Annotated in this window: 19 protein-coding genes; 1 reads left to right on the forward strand and 18 read right to left on the reverse strand. The window is 60.4% G+C overall.

The annotated features are described in order from the left end of the window. Positions 1–251 precede the first annotated feature (251 nt). From B5V02_RS11540 to B5V02_RS11590, 11 genes are all read right to left on the reverse strand, one after another. The gene (locus tag B5V02_RS11540) at positions 252–1,286 is read right to left on the reverse strand and encodes a DUF2955 domain-containing protein (RefSeq protein ID WP_111544325.1); all 1,035 of its coding nucleotides are present in this window, start codon (positions 1,284–1,286) and stop codon (positions 252–254) included. After that, positions 1,276–2,400, reverse strand: a complete 1,125-nt coding sequence (locus B5V02_RS11545; protein WP_111544326.1) for an HlyD family secretion protein — start codon at positions 2,398–2,400, stop codon at positions 1,276–1,278. The genes B5V02_RS11540 and B5V02_RS11545 overlap by 11 nt, the downstream gene beginning before the upstream one ends. 350 nt (positions 2,401–2,750) lie before the next feature. Next, complete coding sequence (locus B5V02_RS11550; protein WP_111544327.1) at positions 2,751–3,206, reverse strand: potassium channel family protein; 456 nt, start codon at positions 3,204–3,206, stop codon at positions 2,751–2,753. Next, positions 3,203–4,309: an AI-2E family transporter gene (locus tag B5V02_RS11555; RefSeq protein ID WP_111544328.1), complete on the reverse strand. Its 1,107-nt coding sequence runs from the start codon at positions 4,307–4,309 to the stop codon at positions 3,203–3,205. Before B5V02_RS11555 ends, B5V02_RS11550 begins: the two co-directional genes overlap by 4 nt. Before the next feature lie 82 nt (positions 4,310–4,391). Beyond that, complete coding sequence (locus B5V02_RS11560; RefSeq protein WP_245445860.1) at positions 4,392–4,700, reverse strand: hypothetical protein; 309 nt, start codon at positions 4,698–4,700, stop codon at positions 4,392–4,394. A 43-nt stretch (positions 4,701–4,743) separates the two neighbouring features. Then, positions 4,744–5,403 carry a L,D-transpeptidase gene (locus B5V02_RS11565; RefSeq protein WP_111544330.1) on the reverse strand — a complete coding sequence of 220 codons (660 nt, stop codon included), beginning with the start codon at positions 5,401–5,403 and terminating at the stop codon, positions 4,744–4,746. A gap of 68 nt (positions 5,404–5,471) precedes the next feature. After that, on the reverse strand, positions 5,472–6,440 hold the full coding sequence (locus B5V02_RS11570) for an ABC transporter substrate-binding protein (protein WP_111544331.1): 969 nt from the start codon (positions 6,438–6,440) through the stop codon (positions 5,472–5,474). Positions 6,441–6,786: 346 nt separating this feature from the next. Further along, entirely contained in the window at positions 6,787–7,227 is a 441-nt protein-coding gene (locus B5V02_RS11575; protein ID WP_111544332.1) for a BA14K family protein, read from the reverse strand. A gap of 186 nt (positions 7,228–7,413) precedes the next feature. Then, positions 7,414–7,890, reverse strand: a complete 477-nt coding sequence (locus tag B5V02_RS11580) for a hypothetical protein (RefSeq protein ID WP_111544528.1) — start codon at positions 7,888–7,890, stop codon at positions 7,414–7,416. Positions 7,891–8,189: 299 nt separating this feature from the next. Then, positions 8,190–8,717 (reverse strand): hypothetical protein, encoded by a 528-nt coding sequence (locus tag B5V02_RS11585; protein WP_111544333.1) that lies wholly within the window; start codon positions 8,715–8,717, stop codon positions 8,190–8,192. A gap of 314 nt (positions 8,718–9,031) precedes the next feature. After that, positions 9,032–9,412: a hypothetical protein gene (locus B5V02_RS11590; RefSeq protein WP_146606055.1), complete on the reverse strand. Its 381-nt coding sequence runs from the start codon at positions 9,410–9,412 to the stop codon at positions 9,032–9,034. A gap of 256 nt (positions 9,413–9,668) precedes the next feature. Here B5V02_RS11590 and B5V02_RS11595 point away from each other — a divergent pair, with 256 nt between their 5' ends. Further along, the gene (locus B5V02_RS11595) at positions 9,669–10,130 is read left to right on the forward strand and encodes a hypothetical protein (RefSeq protein WP_111544335.1); all 462 of its coding nucleotides are present in this window, start codon (positions 9,669–9,671) and stop codon (positions 10,128–10,130) included. Positions 10,131–10,410: 280 nt separating this feature from the next. Here B5V02_RS11595 and B5V02_RS11600 read toward each other — a convergent pair whose 3' ends face one another. The 7 genes from B5V02_RS11600 to B5V02_RS11630 all read right to left on the reverse strand — a co-directional run bounded on the left by B5V02_RS11600 (position 10,411) and on the right by B5V02_RS11630 (position 17,321). Next, positions 10,411–12,345: a DUF3604 domain-containing protein gene (locus tag B5V02_RS11600; protein ID WP_111544336.1), complete on the reverse strand. Its 1,935-nt coding sequence runs from the start codon at positions 12,343–12,345 to the stop codon at positions 10,411–10,413. Further along, positions 12,342–13,130: a hypothetical protein gene (locus tag B5V02_RS11605; RefSeq protein ID WP_111544337.1), complete on the reverse strand. Its 789-nt coding sequence runs from the start codon at positions 13,128–13,130 to the stop codon at positions 12,342–12,344. Before B5V02_RS11605 ends, B5V02_RS11600 begins: the two co-directional genes overlap by 4 nt. Positions 13,131–13,140: 10 nt before the next feature. Continuing rightward, on the reverse strand, positions 13,141–14,187 hold the full coding sequence (locus B5V02_RS11610) for a HupE/UreJ family protein (protein WP_111544338.1): 1,047 nt from the start codon (positions 14,185–14,187) through the stop codon (positions 13,141–13,143). Continuing rightward, the gene (locus B5V02_RS11615) at positions 14,184–15,059 is read right to left on the reverse strand and encodes a peptidyl-prolyl cis-trans isomerase (protein ID WP_111544339.1); all 876 of its coding nucleotides are present in this window, start codon (positions 15,057–15,059) and stop codon (positions 14,184–14,186) included. The genes B5V02_RS11610 and B5V02_RS11615 overlap by 4 nt, the downstream gene beginning before the upstream one ends. Continuing rightward, positions 15,056–15,181, reverse strand: coding sequence for a hypothetical protein (locus tag B5V02_RS42230; RefSeq protein WP_281004930.1), 126 nt, complete (start codon positions 15,179–15,181; stop codon positions 15,056–15,058). The genes B5V02_RS11615 and B5V02_RS42230 overlap by 4 nt, the downstream gene beginning before the upstream one ends. A gap of 418 nt (positions 15,182–15,599) precedes the next feature. After that, positions 15,600–16,010 carry a hypothetical protein gene (locus B5V02_RS11620; RefSeq protein WP_111544340.1) on the reverse strand — a complete coding sequence of 137 codons (411 nt, stop codon included), beginning with the start codon at positions 16,008–16,010 and terminating at the stop codon, positions 15,600–15,602. Between the two features lie 513 nt (positions 16,011–16,523). Then, positions 16,524–17,321, reverse strand: coding sequence for a hypothetical protein (locus B5V02_RS11630; RefSeq protein ID WP_425374390.1), 798 nt, complete (start codon positions 17,319–17,321; stop codon positions 16,524–16,526). Positions 17,322–17,427 lie beyond the last annotated feature (106 nt).

The following is a 17,427-nucleotide window of genomic DNA, read 5'->3' on the forward strand; positions in this document are numbered from 1 at the left end:
GGATCAGTTGAGGTCGAGGCCATCTTCGGATCGAATGTCCGCGTCAAATAATAGTGTTCAAAGGCGCGGCGCGGATGACCGGCTGGATCCGAACGATGAGGTCTCCTTGGGCTCGAAGGAGGCATGCCGACCGGCGACTTCGATGGCGATCGGCCAGGCCTTTACTCGGCTGCTTCGGCGGAGCGGAATACCGCTAAGACGAGGCCGGGATGAAACGGAAAAGACATACGGCCCGAGCGGTCACAAGCGCTTTATGACAGCACCTTGTCTTCAGTGCTGCGCCTCGGTCCTGGCCAGAGCAACGCCGTCATGAAGATCGTATAGGCGATGGCCACCAGTATGTAGTTGACCCGCGTGGCAAAGGATTCCGCTGCCGATCCCGGCAACGGCGAGACGCCCGTTCCAAACAGGATGAGGAAGATTGTCAGCGCGCCCGCGTAGAGCTTGGCGGCAGGGTTGCTCAGAGCGGCGCGGCCGCCAAACACCAGGCCGGCGAGCAGCACCAGGACAAACAGCCAGGGGGTGGTGGGACGAACCTGCAGCAATGCGAACGCAAAGGATGCAGCCACGCCGCCGAGTAGATTGACCACGACGAGGCCGAAGGCTGCCCTGGCGCTTGCGCTTACATCGAGCTGCGACAACAGCGATGCGACGGTGATCGGAATGACGATCGCCGTGGCGAGGCCGTCCCGCGTCAGGCAAGCGAGCACGGCGATCAGCAGAATGGCAGCATTGGCGGCGGCATAGCGCGCGGCGCGAGGGTTTGCAGCAGGAGCCGGGGCTTGAACATCGGCGCTGCCTCGGTCGGGTATGACCGCATGGGCAATCCACATCAGGATCGCTCCGCTGACCACGCCCTGTACAAGGATCGACAGGATGGAATCGCCGAGATCGCGGTTGAGCACGGTCAGCAGCGGCACCATCACGGCGACCACCAGGATAAGAAAGATCGCCCCGCCACCCTTGCCGTTCGCCTGCAGGTAGAAACAGACGAAATAGACGAGCCCGAGCAGCAGCAACAGGACTGGCGGTCGGTCGCCTGTCAGCACTGCGACGGCCTGCAGAAGCGCGCCGGCGACAACAATGAGGATCACCATTCCCATTGCCTGTTTCAGCTGCAGCGGGCGGGAACTGGAGATCAAAAACTGCGCCGCGAACAATGGTCCCAGAAAGGGGATGATCGCCCCTGACAGAACCGACCAGGTGAAGCCGACGGCTACGGCCAGCGCGATGCGCAGACCCTTGCGCTTGGCATTGGCGTGCGCAAGGTCGCCGTCAGCTGACATAGGTCAGGACCGACAACACGCGCATCCAGATGCGGCCGATCGTGTTGGTCACCGGATTGTCGCCGGTATAGATCACGACGTTCGCCTGCGACCCGTAGCGCACGCCCTTGGGTCTGCCCTCGTCGAGGATCAAGCGGACCGGAAAGCTCTGTGGCGTTCTCACCCATCCGCTTTCGGTGGAAATCTTGGGCAGCCCGGTCTTGGGGTCGACACTTCCCTGGGCCACGCCCATCCCAACGCTTTCGACCGTCGCGCCAAAAACCTGGCCGGGCAAGAGGTCGAACAAAATGTCCGCGTGGTTGCCGGCGGCGACGTTCTCAAGGCTGTTCTCCTTGAACGCCGCGGTGATCCATACCGTGCCGACATCGATGAAGGTCATGGCGCTCTGGCCGGCGCCGACAACGCCTCCGACGGAAAGCTGGAGGTTGGTGACGACGCCCTCCGCCGGCGCCAGCACCGTCGTGCGCAAGAGATCAAGCTGCGCGCGTTGAAGCGCCGCGAGTGCCTCCTTCAGCTGCGGATTGTCGGCGCCTGCGGGGCCAAGCTCTTCCTGCGCCCGCTTGAGGTCCGCTTCAGCGGCGACGACCGAGGCATTTGCCTGGTCCACCGCCGCCTTCGCCTCATCGTACTTCGCCTTGGAATAGACGCCGCGCTTGACGAGCTCCATTGCCCGGTTGGCCTGTTGTTGGACGTTGTCGCGAACTGCCTGTGCCTCCACAAGGCGTGCCTGGACGGCTTCGACGGAGGCTGTCGAAGCGCCGATCGTCTGGCCTACCCGGGCAAGCTTTGCTTCTGCCTCGGCGACGGCCAGCTCGTATTGCTGCGGATCGATACGAAACAGCATCTGCCCAGGCTTCACGCCGCTGTTGTCGACCACGCCCACTTCGATGACCCGGCCGGTGACCTCCGGCGCGATGCCGACGACATAGGCGCTGACCGTCGCCTGCGATGAAGAAGGCGTGCGCCTTTCCATGAAGACCGCCAGCACGAACAGCAGGCAAGCCAGCAGCAGCACGACAAGCGCGACCCGGCGCAGCGGATTCCCCTTCGTCGCTTGTGTTTCGGCGCCGTCAGCGGAGTTGTCTTGGGAGGTTCCGGTTGCGTCGGACGCCATGGCATCTTCTCCCAGTCAGACCAAGCGGGCATCGCGCCGCCGATGGATGCTTGCTTCCTTAGAGTCTTCAGCCCAGGCAAGCCGGCATGCGGAACACGGCGCGAACGCGCGAGAAATCATGACCTACCGGCGGTTCGGTTTTCATTGCGTAAGCGCCCTCGGCGCCTCCACACTATACACAGTCTTTTGACGGTTCCAGCAACTGGGGTGTTATTTACGTGGTAACAACCGCGAATGTCGCACATTGATTTACCTGCTCGCGCCAGCGGATGTCCACGCGGATACACGATAGGTTAGCGGCTTGCTCGATCTCGCTATGCCGCTGAAGCGCGCGCTCGGCATGAAGAGCTTCAACCTGCATCCTGCGCGCGGGCCGGATGGGCCGCGGTCCACTTGGCCGTGGCATGCTGGACAGCGGCGATGAAGAGGGCCGTGGTAACCCCGAACATCATCAGCCCATTGGCGGCCTGAAGTGGCGCAAGTAGCCGCATGCGGCCGCTGAGAACCACGTCCCCATAACCAAGTGAGGTGAAGGTGACGCCCGAAAAATATACCGCCGTTTCAAAGTCCTCAAAAGCACCTAGCGACCTGTAGAGCAGCGCCCAGAACGCGACCTGGACGATGTTGCCGATCATGAGCACGATCATCAGTATCGAGAATTGCAGGAAGATCGACCGCCACGGCTTGGGACCCAGCGGTTGTTTGGTGGCCCTGGCGAAATAGCGCGCAGCGAGCATCGATGCCAGAGCCTGCAGTGCAAGGCATACCGACATCGCCAGCAAGCCGACCACAAGAACCGTGATCATGCCGCCGGACCCTCGATCCGTGGCCCGCCTTCGACCGAAGGCTGGTGCAGCCATTCATTGAGCAGCACATAGCCGACGGCCAGCAGCACCGGGCCCACAAACAGACCGAGCAAGCCGTCGACAAGCATGCCGCCGATGACACCAATGAGAATTACCGGCATCGGCGCCTCCAGTCCGCGGCCGAGCATCAATGGCTTGAGAATATTGTCGCTGAGCCCGGCGAACAGGGTCCAGACCGCAAAGATGATCGCCGGCGTGGTTGCTTCCGTCGAAAAGACATAAACTATGACAGGCAGGGTCAGCAGCACCGCCGGCACCTGCACAATGGCCAGCAAGAGTGTTGCGAGCGTCAAAAGTCCGGCTCCCGGAACGCCAATAACGAAGAAGCCGATGCCGACGAGCAGCGCCTGGATCACCGCCACGCCGACCACGCCGAGTGCCACGCCGCGGATCGTGGCGGCGGTCAGCGTAACCAGGTGTGCCCCGCGCGCCGTGCTGCCGGTGACACGTTCCAACAGGCGCCTGGCGAATTCGGCGGCACCCTTGCCGTAGGCGACGAGCACCGCGGCGATCGCGAACGAAAGGACAAACGATAATTCACCAGCGGCCAGGCCGCCAGCGAACGACATCAACGATGTCGCGGGCCCGCTCAACATCTGGCCATATTTGGCAAGCGCCGCCGGCATGTTGGTAGCGACGAGCGCCCAGGTCTCCGTCAGTTTCTGGCCCACCAGCGGCAGGTCGGCCAGCCATGGCGGCGGTGGCGGCACGGTCAAAGTGTGGTTCTGCAAACCCGAGACAAGCGAAAATATGGAAGACCCGAGCGACGTCACCACCGTGATCATCGGCACCAGCATCACCACAACGCTGACCAACCCGATCAGCACCGCCGACCACCGATTGCCAAGCCGGACGGCCAGGCGGAGGTGTAGCGGATTCAGCATCACCGCCAGGATGACCGACCAGAGCAGGATACCAGCAAAAGGCAATATGATCCGGCTGCAGGCGTAGACCAGCAAGGCCAAAAGTCCGATTTTAAGTGCGGCATCGATCATGGTCGAGTGCGGAAGCGCGTGATCGGGATTTGGCGCGTTCGGGTGCATTATCTATGCCTCGTTGCCCAGCTATACATTGTCGCCAATTCCCGTCGCTGGAGCGACCGCTCGAGAATCCGACCAAAGCGGATCAGATGGGCTCAACGGATTTGACGGCGCCGTCGGTGTCCACGAGGCAGCTTGTCTTCTTGCCGCCAGCATCGAGCTCGACCTGATAAGTTTTGGAATCGATCTTGCTCGAGGAGATGGGAAGTATCTTGGCGCTATCGACGCCGCTCGACTTGGCGACCGCGTTGGCGCAAAGAAGCTGAAGATCCGCCGGAGCCGTCTCAACCTGCGTCCTCGACATCTGCTCGGGAGCAGGCGGCGGCGTGCTGACGCAAGCGCTCAAGCTCTGCGCCATGAATCCAAGAGCTACAACCAGGATCGATCTTCTCACTGCACGTTTTTCCGACATTGCTTGTCCCTCTCCGAATGCCGCTTCAAACGCCCTTGTAAAGGGCCGCCCCCTGCATCAGAACGATGACCTTGGCGCCAACCTTGACGCGGGACGCCAGGTCGGTGATGTCGTCGTTCCGCATCCGGATACACCCTGATGACACGTCGAGCCCGATCGTCCAGGGCTCCGGCGTGCCGTGTATCCGGTAGATCGTGTCCTGATCGCCCTCGTAGAGATAGAGCGCCCTGGCGCCGAGCGGATTGTCGGGGCCTCCCGGCATGCCGGCCGCATATTTGACCGCGTTCGGATCACGAGCGACCATTTCGACCGGGGGCGTCCAGGTCGGCCATTCCGCCATGCGGCCGACGCGCACGATGCCGGCCCATCCAAACCCTTCCCGGCCGACGCCGATGCCGTAGCGCATGGCCTGCTGACCCGACTGCACAAGGTAGAGAAAATGCTTGTTGCCATCGATGATGATCGTACCGGGCATCTCCGCGGTGCGGAATTTGACCATCTGCGGGCGAAATGCCTCGGGCACCTCTTTATGGGCGGCGTAGTATTTTCGCGCTTTCTTCTTGTCGTAATCGACCCACTTGTGCGTCTGCGGATCGAATACCTGCGTTTGAGCGGCATACGCCAATGTCGCGCCGATCGCTGTCATGACAAAAGCTGCGCCAAAGACGAGGCAGCGGCCAGCCATTCTGCGATCATTGCTTTTCGAAGTGACGGACCGGATTGCGAGCGAAAAGGTCATGGTCGTCCCTGTCTCTACTTCGACCAGGCGCTAAGCCGGTCTTGATGCTTTGCAACCCAGGCCTGTGCGAACTTGGCGGGATCCTGCCGATCGACCTGCAATGCGTAGCTCATGTCGGTGACCTCGTCCGGGGTGAAGTCGACATGGGAGAGGAAGGCCGCCACTTTCGGCAGGCGCTTCGCCATCGATGACGCAAATCCGATGTAGAAATGTGATGCGTCCCACGCCACCGGCGCCTCCGATTTCGTAAGCCAGTCAGGGTCGTCGCTCGGCATCACGATGTGCCACTTGGCGGGATCGTATTTCGGCTCGGTCAATTGGACGATATCATGGAGCTTGAACATATGGTGCGGACTGTAGCAGTAGAATGCCATCGGTTGCCCGGTTGCCGCGGCTGCGTCGACTGCAGCCATGGCCATGTCTTCCGGCATTTGAAGGAGCGTCATCGTTTTTTCATAACCGTAGCTCTTGGCCCGGATCTTCTCGATGCTCGTCGACGACCAGCCCAGCGCGCCAATCCACATTTCGCCCTTGCCATCGCCGTCGGTATCGAACACGGCCGCTTTTTTCGGATCGGCCAGATCTGAAATGTCCTTGACGCCATATTTGTCAGCCGTCTCGCGCGTCACGCAGATGCCCTGCGTCGCCGACACACCCTTGGGACTGAGGTCCACGGTCTTGCGCCCGTCGACGTATTTCTTGACGAGTGAATCGAGATTGGGAAGCCAGACTTCCGGATAGACGTCGACCTCCCCGGTATCCATTCCGGCGAATGCGGTCATGGAGCCCATCTCGCGCACGTCGGCGTCCAGATTGAGTTTTTCCTTTATGCCGTACTTGATGATATTGGCGGCCGCCTGGCCCGAGGGCCAGTTCGGCATTGCAATGAGGAGGTCAGCCGCAAGGGACCGGCCATGTACTGCCAGCATCGTCAATGCCGCTAGCGACACTTTCAGCAGATGTCGCCGAAATCGACTGTCCATTTTCTCCCTCCCTGCGGGACTGAGATGAACCGTGGCGGCAACGAAGACTCCCGATATGCCACGGAACCGGCACACCATCGCCGAGACCGCTTTTGTCTGCCAGCCGGCGTTCCATCCCGTTTATTGGTTCGTGTTGTCCCGAAGACTACCGGACCGAGCCGGTAGCGGAACGTAAGTTACGTGGAGGGCAGGGTAACTTTCTGACTGCGAGGCCGTTCGAAGCAAGGTCGAATCTCCTCTCGGAAAGCCATGAAAGGCTGGACTCGCATCGGCGGCTTAATATTGAGCTGTGTCGATCACATAGAAAGTCAGTCAAAGGGCGGCACCCTGCCCATGACGACGATCGCTAGTAACAATTACCGGAATCCGCTTCCCTGGGCGAGCATGGGCGATAGGATCTGTTTGAGTGATACCCATTGCCATAATACCGGTCCTGGTAATACGGATCGCCGTAGTACGGATCGACATAATACGGATCGCCGTAATACGAACCTCCGTAGTAGTCACCGCCTCGGTAGTACCCGCCGTAGTAGCCGTTGCTGTTGGCGATCATGCTGCCGAGCAGCGCTCCGGCGACAAAAGCGCCGCCGGAGGCCCAGAAGTCGTTGTGCCGGTGGTAGTGGTGGTAGCCGCGATAGCCCCTGTGCCAGCCATCCCGAATTTGGATGAGATCGGACTGCGCGCTTTGTGCCCTGGGCACGAAGACCGGTGCGGCATCAACAGGAACAGTGCTCGTTAGTGCAAAAGTTGCGACCATGGAGGTCGCTATGCCTGACAGGAATCTCATGATCGCGTCCTCGCTGGTGGCAATGTTACCGAATGCGAAACGTCGTCATTAACTGCGGGAAACGTCGTCGATCCAAAATTGTTCCAGAGACATGCAAATCGTCTGAAGCCCGCTCCAAATGTTTGACAGGCAGGAAGGCCGCCGACCATCGGCACCCTTGTCGCGGACTGGATTTGTCAGCCTGAATTATCTGCTGCGGCCGAGTGCGGAGGAATGGTCTTCCCTTGCCCTGCCCAACCGTTCTATTTCCAGCGAATAGCAAAACAGGCTGAACAGAACCAGCAGGACTTCCAACAGCCTGACGGCTCCCTGAATGGAAGATGGGGATTGATCGAGTTCCGGTACGTGGCGGAAAAAGAGCACCGAAAACAAAGCGCCGCCAAAGAAGAAGCTGACCCGGCTGGCAAACAGGAACAGGTGCCTCACCAAGGCATTGCGAAACGGTGCGGGGATCGCAACCCAGCGAAACCTGACCCAGTAGCAGGCCTGCAGAACGAGCGCACCACAAACCACCGCGGACTGCTGATAGGGGCTGATGTCCTGTGCTTCTCCCAATTGCGTGATCACTTGCCGGAAGATTGGGAAAATCGTCAAAAACAAGAACATCGCCGCAGCCGTCTCAACGACCATCAATAAGACGTACCGGATGTTATTGCTGGTCATGCTGGACTGTCCTCTGCCACCGACCATGTCGTTCCCGGTAGAAAATGCAACTTCAACGTATCGACTTTGGTGGGCTTGACGCCGACCAGATTGCCGCGTTGTTTGATGGCCCGCCGGGAAGCGGACACTTGGTAGATGTCGGGCGCTTCTCACGGCAGACAGTCGCGAACCGAGCCGCGGATATCCTATATCCGTCACCACGGTGAGGGTGAAGCGCCAACCTTAAATTCGCATATCCCTGAAGCGATGCTAGCTGCCGCCAGTGGCGGAGATGGGTGGGAATATTGCCTGGCGGGCGGTCAGTGCTTGAGGCACTTGCGACCCACTGCCATTGCCTTGAAAGTCCCCTTCAGATCGACGACAAAGGTCCCCTTGGTGTCCGGAAACACGGTCATATTATATTTCTTCGCCACGTCGCGCTTGAACTTCGGGTCGTCGGTCAAGATGTAGCCGCCAGAATATCCGCCCTTGAGTTCGCCGCTCGTGCTCGTAGCCACACCCTTGTAGAGATGGCCGTCAAGAGAAACGAAGATTTCCGACGTGTTCCCGTTCTTGAGGCCGATATCCACCTTCGTGAACACGCCAAGATACCCGACCTCCTGATTTGCGGTAACGCCCATTTGCACCGCACTTGGCCCATCTTGGCGCACGATCAAGCAATCTCCGCGGGTTTGATTTGCATAGACCGTCCAGCCCTCGACGTCGTCCCCGTATCGGACAAGCACATCGCTGGCCTTGGGAAGCGGATTTTGTGTTTGTGCGTAGGCTGCCGTCGCAGACGTAAGTGCTACTGACATTGCCGCGATGAGTGTCATGAAGTTTCGCATGGTATTGCCTTCCCTTTGTTTGCCGTTCTTTGCTCATGAACGTTCGTTTTTGTGGATCGTTACTGCCGTGCTCATCCTGGAGCGTTGCTCGGAGGTCATTTCACCAGTCCGATCTCCCCCGGCCGCCACCTCTTGTCGAACCACGGGTCGAGCGCGCCGTAGAGGCAGCATCGGGTTCCAGCCTTTGCCGGGCAATGGTCTGGATCCAGTCCGCTTCCTTGCCTGCCGGAGCCAATGCGAGCTTTGCGGCAAGCGCGCAACCATAAGCACGGACTGTTCATCTGTGCCACAATCAGTATGTATGTTACGTGGTGTCAGGGCTTCGAAGGGGCCGCAATTCTGTCGCGCATAAGACGCAGCAATTGTGGATTGCTCCTTTGAGGCCAGCCCTTGATGTCGAGGCCGGCTTTCCTCAGCGAGCCGATGATCAATTCGACGTCTTGCGAACGGGCCAACCGCGTCGAAACCATCTGACGCATATTCTTCACCAAATCAGGTTGATTTTGGTCCAGCCATGCAACCTCGCGATCAGCCTCGATCCTATCTCCTCCTTCGCCGGTGATGGCGGCGGACGAGGCCACGCCGGAATATTGCCAGGCCAGACGAGCCGAATGGCAGGAACTCATAGATCGATTGGTCGGAGAGGTAAGAGCAGAATTGCTAGATGACGATGCCGCCGTGAGATCGCGTCTCAATCCTCCGCCACCACGGTAAGCTGGCGATCTTTTCGGCACTAAAGCGCGTCGCGTCGAAACGGATTCATGCGACGCGCTTTAAGTCTTTTGTTTCTATGCATGTCGTTGTCTCAAAACCGGGGCCACTTTTGAGCGACATGCACTAGGGATCGGTGGCCCCACGGTACTTACCGTTAGTTACGTGGCGCGTCGAAACGGCCGATGCTAAAGTAATGCATTCGCACCACTCGGCAGGGGTGCTTTACAAGGGGACGTCATGGCTGACAAAATTCACGGTTTTCTGCCGGCCACGGCCGAAATGCCAACCGACCGCCAGCGATTGATCATACGCTATCTCTTTGGAGTCCTGATCGACCTCGTGGTCCTAAACCTGTTCGATGAGTTTTCGGACAGCGTCACAGTCTCTTCCTTCAGCGTGTCATTGCTCGCCGCCATCTTGTTGCAGGCCCTTCTGAAGGGGACGATCGCTATCGAGCACCAGGTCGCCGTGTTCTTCCAGGCAAGGCAAGGTGCCTTCATGAAGTTCATGCGATTCTTCGGCGCATGGGTGGTGCTGTTCCTATCCAAGTTCGTGATCCTGGAGGTGATCACCTTTGTGTTTGGGGATAGGGTTCGCTTTGAAGGCATGCTGCACGGCGTGGTTCCGCTGATTATCGTGGTCGTCGCCATGCTCGTCGCCGAGGAAGTGATCGTGCGGTTCGTCAGATGGGTGCGTTGACAGCGTACCGCAGGGCTCACTCCACACAGGAAGCAAGCGACTTTTACGCCTCTCCAGGGCTGCGCTGTCTCATAGCAGGGGGCCGAGCGTGGCGATGCTGTTGTTCCAAAGGCGCCGTGGCAGGGACCATGAAGCCACCATCTTGGTTGTGACGGGGGTCGAGCGGGCGATGGTCGCGAAATGCCGGCCAGGGATCGGGGCGTCGACCGCCCAAAACAGGTGCGCTCGCCGCATCGAAAGATGCGGCGAGGCCCTTATGCTTCCACTCGAGCGGAAACTGTTAGCCGGCCGGGGTATACCAGATCGGCGACGTGTAGGCTCGCTCCTGTGTTGTCATGGTCACATCCGGCGACATCTTGATGCCAAAGTATTTCGCATCATAGGCGGGCCAGCGCGGTGTCGGGATCTCGATGACGCGGCCATAATAGAAGGCCCGCTGGGACGGATCGAAATCCGGGTCCTTCCACACCGCTATAAGCTCCGGTGCTCCGATCGTGTTTGTCCAGGTGGCATTGGGCACGTCCACGGTATTGCCGACCGGCGGCAGCTTGCCGTCGGCGCCTGGCTTGCGGTCGCCGGACCAGGCGACATCATAGACCTTTTCATGCACCTCGCCGGCTGCGTCCAGCCAACCCTTGATGATCTGATAGCGGTCGAGGTTGGCGCCGATCGGATCTTTCAACGCAGCGACGAGGAAGGTCGGCACCTTGCCCGCGGGCGCCTGAGTGAGATCGCCGCCCATCGGCACGCCCTTGGTGTAGCCGGCGATCGCCGGGCTGCGGGAGTTGGCGTCAGCCTCATCGAAATCGAAGCCGCCGAAGAAGCGGACCACCATCCGCGGCCCGGTCGTGGCATAGGTCTCGCGCCGCTTCATGGCGTCGAAGATCGAGGCGCGCGTGTTCTCCTGCGCCCAGACGGCGGCATAGCCCGACGCGGTCGTCTCCCAACCCATGATCTTGAGCCCGAGCTTGGGGTTCGCCATGAAGGGGTGCGACCAGCGTTCCGGGCTCGGCTCGGCGGTCGAAATCTTGCCGAAGAAATTGTCGTCGTCGGCAGTGGAGAGGCCCGTGTGCGAATCCGTGCTGCCGACCAAGCCGAATTTGTAGGGATTGACCCCCAGCTTGGCTTCCAGCTTCAGCCCGTTCTTGAGCGCCGAGCGCGTATACTCGAACTCCAGCATGTCCGGTGTCTTCTTCACGCTGAGGTCAAGATTGCCCTTGTCCCATTTCTCGAAATTGGCGAACTCGTCATTGGGAGAAAGAAAGGGGTGGCTCTCACCGTCGCCCTTCATCTGGGTGGTCTCGTAAAGCACCTCCCAGTGGGCACGCTGCTCGGCGTATTCGCGATCGATCTCCTTGCCGGTGACCGGCTCGATGATCGGGAACATCTCGCCATTGCTCAGATTGCCATTGTGGGCGATGGCAAGCACATCGCCGCCGGTCTTGTCCTCATAGTTCCGCAGCCATTTCCACAGGTCGCGCGGGTTGTTGCTGCCGACGGGCGGCTGCGTCGTGTATGGCTCGATGAGACCGGCTTTTTCGGCACCATCGCGGAAGATGACATTGCGGTGCAGGTTGTTGCCCTTGGACAGGGACGTCCATTCGAAGCCGATGAAAGCGGTGAAATGCCCCGGATCGTTGGCTTCTTCGGCTGCCGAGATAATGCTCTGCCACACCGACCGATAGGCGGGATTGCCCGGCTGGTAGATGATATCGGGCGGAAATTTGCCTTGCGAAAAGGTCACGACGATGGCCCACGCCGCTTCCCCGGCGTGCCCCGACTGTATCATGTCATACCACTCGCGGGCCTGCGCGTTCTGCAGGATCTCCGGCTTTCCGGCCATGAAGTCGGTGAACCATCCCATATTGTCGGAGTGATCCGCGACGACCAGGAAGTCGAGCGGACGTGACAGCTTGGCCGGCTGTCCTGTCGAGGAAATGACCTCCTCGCCCTTCGCAAATTTGTAGGCCTCGCGCGGTCCCAGCCTGGCTCCGGCCGCCCCGGCGTCGAAAGACAGGGCCGTGTGCAAATGCGTGTCGCCAAACAGCGGCCGCGCCGGGAAATTGCGTCCGGCATAGGGTGAGTAGGGCCGGGCCTTGATGGCTTGCCCCGCTTCCTCGACGGTATAGGTGCCGGCATCCTGTGCCCGTGCCACGGCGCTGGCGCACACGGTAAGCAATACAAGACTTGTGATTGTCAGCGGTTTCCGGATCATTGTCTCTCTCCCTCGTGGAATGAAATCTCGGTGTGGTCAGGTGTGCATCCGAGCTCGGCGGGCGCGATGCCAACCGGGTGCGACTGCATCGAAGCGAAATGGGGTGAGCCGGCCGCCGCGCTTGCTAGCGAGAAGACCGGTTTCTGTGATGTTTCGACAGCACTGTCGCTTGCGCCGACGTCCGAATAGCTGAGCAGGAATTGGGCGATCTGCGGCGCCGTCCCATAGAGACGCACCACGCCGCGCTCGACGGCCTGGCCGAAGGTCAACCGCCGCGCCGCGATTTCGGTTATTACGGCTTCGCCCGAGACGAGGACAAGGTCACCGGGGAGCGCCCCCGGAACATGAACCGTCGTGCGCAAGCCGTCGGGACCCTGATCGAAGCGTGTCCACAGCATCGGCTCGACGACGACCAGGGAAACCGAAGGCAGGGCCGCCGGACCTGGCGACGCCGCCCGGAGCATGTCGCCGAATTGCTCCAGCGCCGTCGCCGTCAGCTTAAATCTGTGTCCGAACAGATCTGGTCCGGTCTGATCGAAGTTCGCTACCGGCAGCCGTCCCGCAGCCACCTCCCTCGATATCGCGCCGACGACGTAGAGTGAATCCGGATAGAGCCAATTCAGGAAACCCTGCGAAGCGGTCTGCGGACTATCATAGCCGCAAGCGTGTCCTTCGGACGTCGGAGCAGTGGCCATAAAAGACGCAGCAAACGCCACCGCGATAGCGCGTGCAAGTTTCTGGCTCCTCAGGAGGCGCCGGCCCGTCAGTTTCGTGCGTGATCCCATTTGCTCCTCCTCACAAGAACATCGCGTCCAGTCGCTGGACGCTCCAGAATGCCGCGATGATCCCGATGGCATAGGCCGACGCGACGATCGCCTGCCGCGGGATCATGACGAACCGCATCACCGAATAAACCGCGGTCAGCAAGACGGCGATGAAGGCGAGCTGTCCGAGCTCGACGCCGACATTGAAGGCCAGCAGCGCCAGCGGAATGTCGCCATGCGGCAGGCCAAGTTCGACCAGCGCGCCGGCAAAGCCGAAGCCGTGCAGCAGGCCGAAGGCGAAGGCCACAATCCACGGCTTGGCGATGGCCAGGCTGAGCTGCCCGCGCTCCATCCGCACAACCTCGGCGGCGACCATGACGATGCTGATGGCGATCATCGCCTCCACCGGCCGCGACGGCAGCGTCAGCCATCCGAGCGTTGCGCAGGTCAAGGTGATCGAATGCGCGACTGTGAAGGCGGTGATTGCTTTCACCAGCTTGCGCCAGTCGCGCACGATGAGCATCAGCCCGGTGACGAACAGCAGGTGGTCGAAGCCGAAAGCGATATGTTCGATGCCGTGACGGACGTAGGTGACGAACACCGCCCAGACGCTCTGCGAAGCCGGGATGACTGCCGACGGTTCGCTGGGTGTGAGACGGGCTGTCCAGCTGTTGCCATTCGCGAACACCACGTGGACCAGTGTGTCGGTCATGGTGTTCTGCAACCCGTCGATCACAACGTTCTGGCCTGCGAGCGGCTCCAGGGTGCGCATGCGCCAAGTCTGCACCATGGCATCCCCGGTCGGATGCGAGATGATCGGCGTAACCGCCTCGATCTTGCCGGAAAAGAGTGCCGACAGCGCCAGTCGCGCATCGCCCTGCATCGGCGTTTTGAACAGAACGCTGAACTCGTTCGGCGCCTCCTCCTTAAGGCTGAGATATGCCGGGCGCACCTCGTGGGAATAGGCAACTTCGCAGAACAGCGCAGCAATGGCCGCTGTCAGCACGACCAGCCGAACGCACTCCAACGCAGCGCGGGCACCCTGCACGAGCGCAGACCAATTGGCCAGCCGCCTCATTGTGCGGCCACATTCGTTGCGGCCCCAGGCCCCAGCGCCGCCTTCGTACTGTCGTCAAGCTCGACGCCGTACTTGTTGCGCAGCTCGACCAGATACTCCCGGCTGAGCTCGGTCTGCTTCGCAGAGCGCCACTCAGCGAGGACGGCATCCTTCACGGTCTCGAAAGGCTTCGGCGTGGTCGCCGTGCGCTGCGTGACGAGCACCAGATGAAAGCCATAGCCAGATTTCACCGGACCGCGCCATCCACCCGGTTCAAGCGCAACCACCTCGTGCGCAAAATCGGCACCGAACATTCCGGACAGCGCCTGTTCGTCGGTATCGGCAAAGCTGTCGCCGAACAGCAGCCGGTCGCCCTCGATCGAATCGTCCTCGACATTCGCTGACAGCGCACCCAGCGCGGCGGTCGCGTCCGCCGCGGCATCCCTGCGGTGCTCCGGGTTGAAGTAGACCTGCCGGAACGACAGTTTTCCCGGTGTCTCGAACTTCGCCGGGTTGGCGGCATAAAACTGCCGCAGCTCCGCTTCGGTCGGCTCGGCAAGCTGGGCCGTATCCTCGACAAGGAATTTGAGCTTTTGCGCCAAGCGGCGGCGGATGATGGTGTCGTCCTTCTCGAGGCCCATCTCCTGCGCTTCGCGCGCCATCACTTTCTCGTTCAGCAGATCGTCGACAAGACCCTTGAGCTCATCGGCGGTTGGCTCGCGCAGCCACTGGCTCGACCAGGTCTGCTTGAGCCAGCGCAAATCGCCTTCGCCGATCCGGACCGGCTCCGCGGCTGTGGCTTCGACATGTCTGTCGTTCAGCCAGGAATAGCCGCCAAACAGGATCGCGCCGACAACGGCAAAATGCAGCAGAGGTTCCTTGAGCCACGTCATACGCTTTCCTCCGCTCCGGCTACGGCAGCATTCTGCACGCGGGCATTGTCAAATGCCGCGTTGCCTTCGACGCCGAAAACCAGCGGAACCGCCAATGGAAAAATCGATACGACGTCGCCCATGTTTGCCTCTCGTTGCGAAGGCTCCGGCAGCCGACAACAGGCATGCTCTCGAGTTACCCGTGCAACACCATTGGCGTGATACTCGATGAGCACTTCCTGCATTCCTTCACGGATAGTAGACCCCAAAGAGCTGGCGCTGGAATGTAAGTTACGTGGGGCAAGCATGTAATCGCGCTACAGAGCCTCTGTCGTTGCCGGGCGCGAACTCGTAGATGTGCCCGGGCGAGCGGGGCATCTTGCGGACCGGCGCGTGGGGACGGCACTTCGCCTTCAGCGCGCGGACTTCGCAGTTGAACCTTGCTGGCCCTTTATGGGAGCGCCGCGCCATCGTTGAGCAGCTTGCCGGTGCCGGTCAGATGCGATGTGCCACAAGCCAATGAGACGTTGTCTTACTTTCCAAGGATCAGCTCCTTGGTTGTCACCGGTTTCCCGATGGAGTTTCGCTTGGAATGCCCTGCAGCAGCAGACCACCCCAGACGGCAAGAAGTGCGTGAAATGCAACCGTAGGCCAAAGCATGACGCCGGTCATCTTCAGGACCGCGGCCGCATACACGAGGAGAATCGATACGGCCGTGTTGTAAATCAGAATGCCAACAAGCAGTCCGAACAGTGAAGGATTTAACGCGTCTTTCCTCGCCATCCAGCTTGCGACACCTATGGCAAGCAACGCCGCGCCCGCAATGCGGCCGACAAAAATTGCTTCAACCGTGGCGCTTTCCAACCCAAGCAGGAGAGCAAATGGAACGGAAGGCAGCAAAAGAAGACCGAGACCTGTCGCCGCTTCGACCGCCGCAATGACGACCAGGAATAAATTTCGTTTCGCGTTCATTTGTTGACTTTGTCCAGAGCTGGGCCCGCCGATTGGTGCTGGCAGTATCCGAGCGCACGACCCACGACCGGTCGTTGCTTGGACGATCTTGTCGCCCAAGGCCGACCTGCTGTCGGTCAGGTCTGGCCGGCGGCCATCCGCGCGCCAATCAGTTGACCTGAACGACCACGTACTTCGAACCCGAGTGCTGATAATATTTCCCGCCGCAATGCCAGACGGCCGTCCCGTTGACGGAGGTTTTGGCGCAACCGGCAGGAAGCCTGGCTACGTAGACGCTGGTTCTGCGGATTGTTCGCCGGGTCGCGCGTCGCCCGACGCCCGCGGCGCTTGTGGCCGTAAGAGGGCGGCCAACGCGCGCCAAAGCTTCAGATGATATCGATCCCCGAGTGACCAGGGAGACCGGATCAACCTGCACGAAAGTAGCCAAAGCCAAGGCCAGGACGGCGCAGTTGCGGAATGTAAGTTTCGTTGTCATCGCTTCCTCCATTGTTGTTCATTGATGCAAATTGAATCCTAGAAACGCATGACCAATCCCATGATCGGTCCTTGCTGGACGACATCGAAGACGAAGCCGTCATTGCGGTAGTTGACGCCGAGCGCGCGGTAGCCGGCGACCGCCGAAAACCGCTCGTTGAACCGGTAGCCCAGTGCGGCTGCGACATCCCAGTCGACATTGGCACCGCCTGCACCAACCATGCCCCAGCCCGTCAGATAGATTTCGGGCGTGAGCGAGTAATTCGCGCGAACGCCAACCAGCCCATCCACCCAGGTCGCTCCATCGCTGCCGGATACGCCGTCAAGGATACCGCCATGGAAGTCGAGGTCCGTGTTTACGGACCAAACCCTCATGGCGCCGACGAAATCGAGACGTCCGGTATCACTCTGGATAATCGAATAGCCAGCTCCGATTAGTCCCGAAAATGTCTCGGAAGAAACATCGACACTGGTGGCGAGGACGCCTCTCGGCGTGCCGTTTTCTCCCGATAATTTCACATACATGAGGTCGCCAAAAATGCTGTAGCGGTCGTAGCGAGCCTCGGCGACAGCCATGGCCGCGAAGTCGAGATTCTTCAGGATGTCGCTGAAGCTCGCATCAACGTCGACGGGGGGCAGACCGAACTGCGCCACCTCCCCCGACATTCCAGCCGCCCAGAAATACGGCGCAACGGAGAACGTCCACCCTTGTTCGGTGACCACCGGCTTCAGCTCCGGCGTCACTGGTGAGACCGCATCCGCGGCTCCAGCGGGATGGGTAAGCCAAAGGAAGGAAAGAACGGCACAACCTTGGGCTACTGTCCGAAAGAACGTCATCATGTCAGGGTCCCCTCCTGTGTTCCACCACCATATGCTTGATTTATTGCTCTGGGAAACGGGAGTGTTGGCATGTTTCCCGCGCTTTCGGCCCGGCACTCATGGC

The organism is Mesorhizobium kowhaii (genome assembly GCF_003253745.1).
Lineage (GTDB): Bacteria > Pseudomonadota > Alphaproteobacteria > Rhizobiales > Rhizobiaceae > Mesorhizobium > Mesorhizobium kowhaii.

What these genes read in the sequence shown, in the direction of transcription:
- B5V02_RS11575 (WP_111544332.1), bottom strand. Translation starts at nt 7,227, where the DNA reads ATGAGATTCCTGTCAGGCATAGCGACCTCCATGGTCGCAACTTTTGCA.
- B5V02_RS11545 (WP_111544326.1), bottom strand. Translation starts at nt 2,400, where the DNA reads ATGGCGTCCGACGCAACCGGAACCTCCCAAGACAACTCCGCTGACGGC.
- B5V02_RS11620 (WP_111544340.1), bottom strand. Translation starts at nt 16,010, where the DNA reads ATGAACGCGAAACGAAATTTATTCCTGGTCGTCATTGCGGCGGTCGAA.
- B5V02_RS11610 (WP_111544338.1), bottom strand. Translation starts at nt 14,187, where the DNA reads ATGAGGCGGCTGGCCAATTGGTCTGCGCTCGTGCAGGGTGCCCGCGCT.
- B5V02_RS11600 (WP_111544336.1), bottom strand. Translation starts at nt 12,345, where the DNA reads ATGATCCGGAAACCGCTGACAATCACAAGTCTTGTATTGCTTACCGTG.
- B5V02_RS11555 (WP_111544328.1), bottom strand. Translation starts at nt 4,309, where the DNA reads ATGCACCCGAACGCGCCAAATCCCGATCACGCGCTTCCGCACTCGACC.
- B5V02_RS11595 (WP_111544335.1), top strand. Translation starts at nt 9,669, where the DNA reads ATGGCTGACAAAATTCACGGTTTTCTGCCGGCCACGGCCGAAATGCCA.
- B5V02_RS11615 (WP_111544339.1), bottom strand. Translation starts at nt 15,059, where the DNA reads ATGACGTGGCTCAAGGAACCTCTGCTGCATTTTGCCGTTGTCGGCGCG.
- B5V02_RS11570 (WP_111544331.1), bottom strand. Translation starts at nt 6,440, where the DNA reads ATGGACAGTCGATTTCGGCGACATCTGCTGAAAGTGTCGCTAGCGGCA.
- B5V02_RS11630 (WP_425374390.1), bottom strand. Translation starts at nt 17,321, where the DNA reads ATGACGTTCTTTCGGACAGTAGCCCAAGGTTGTGCCGTTCTTTCCTTC.
- B5V02_RS11585 (WP_111544333.1), bottom strand. Translation starts at nt 8,717, where the DNA reads ATGCGAAACTTCATGACACTCATCGCGGCAATGTCAGTAGCACTTACG.
- B5V02_RS11565 (WP_111544330.1), bottom strand. Translation starts at nt 5,403, where the DNA reads ATGGCTGGCCGCTGCCTCGTCTTTGGCGCAGCTTTTGTCATGACAGCG.
- B5V02_RS42230 (WP_281004930.1), bottom strand. Translation starts at nt 15,181, where the DNA reads ATGGGCGACGTCGTATCGATTTTTCCATTGGCGGTTCCGCTGGTTTTC.
- B5V02_RS11605 (WP_111544337.1), bottom strand. Translation starts at nt 13,130, where the DNA reads ATGGGATCACGCACGAAACTGACGGGCCGGCGCCTCCTGAGGAGCCAG.
- B5V02_RS11580 (WP_111544528.1), bottom strand. Translation starts at nt 7,890, where the DNA reads ATGACCAGCAATAACATCCGGTACGTCTTATTGATGGTCGTTGAGACG.
- B5V02_RS11540 (WP_111544325.1), bottom strand. Translation starts at nt 1,286, where the DNA reads ATGTCAGCTGACGGCGACCTTGCGCACGCCAATGCCAAGCGCAAGGGT.
- B5V02_RS11550 (WP_111544327.1), bottom strand. Translation starts at nt 3,206, where the DNA reads ATGATCACGGTTCTTGTGGTCGGCTTGCTGGCGATGTCGGTATGCCTT.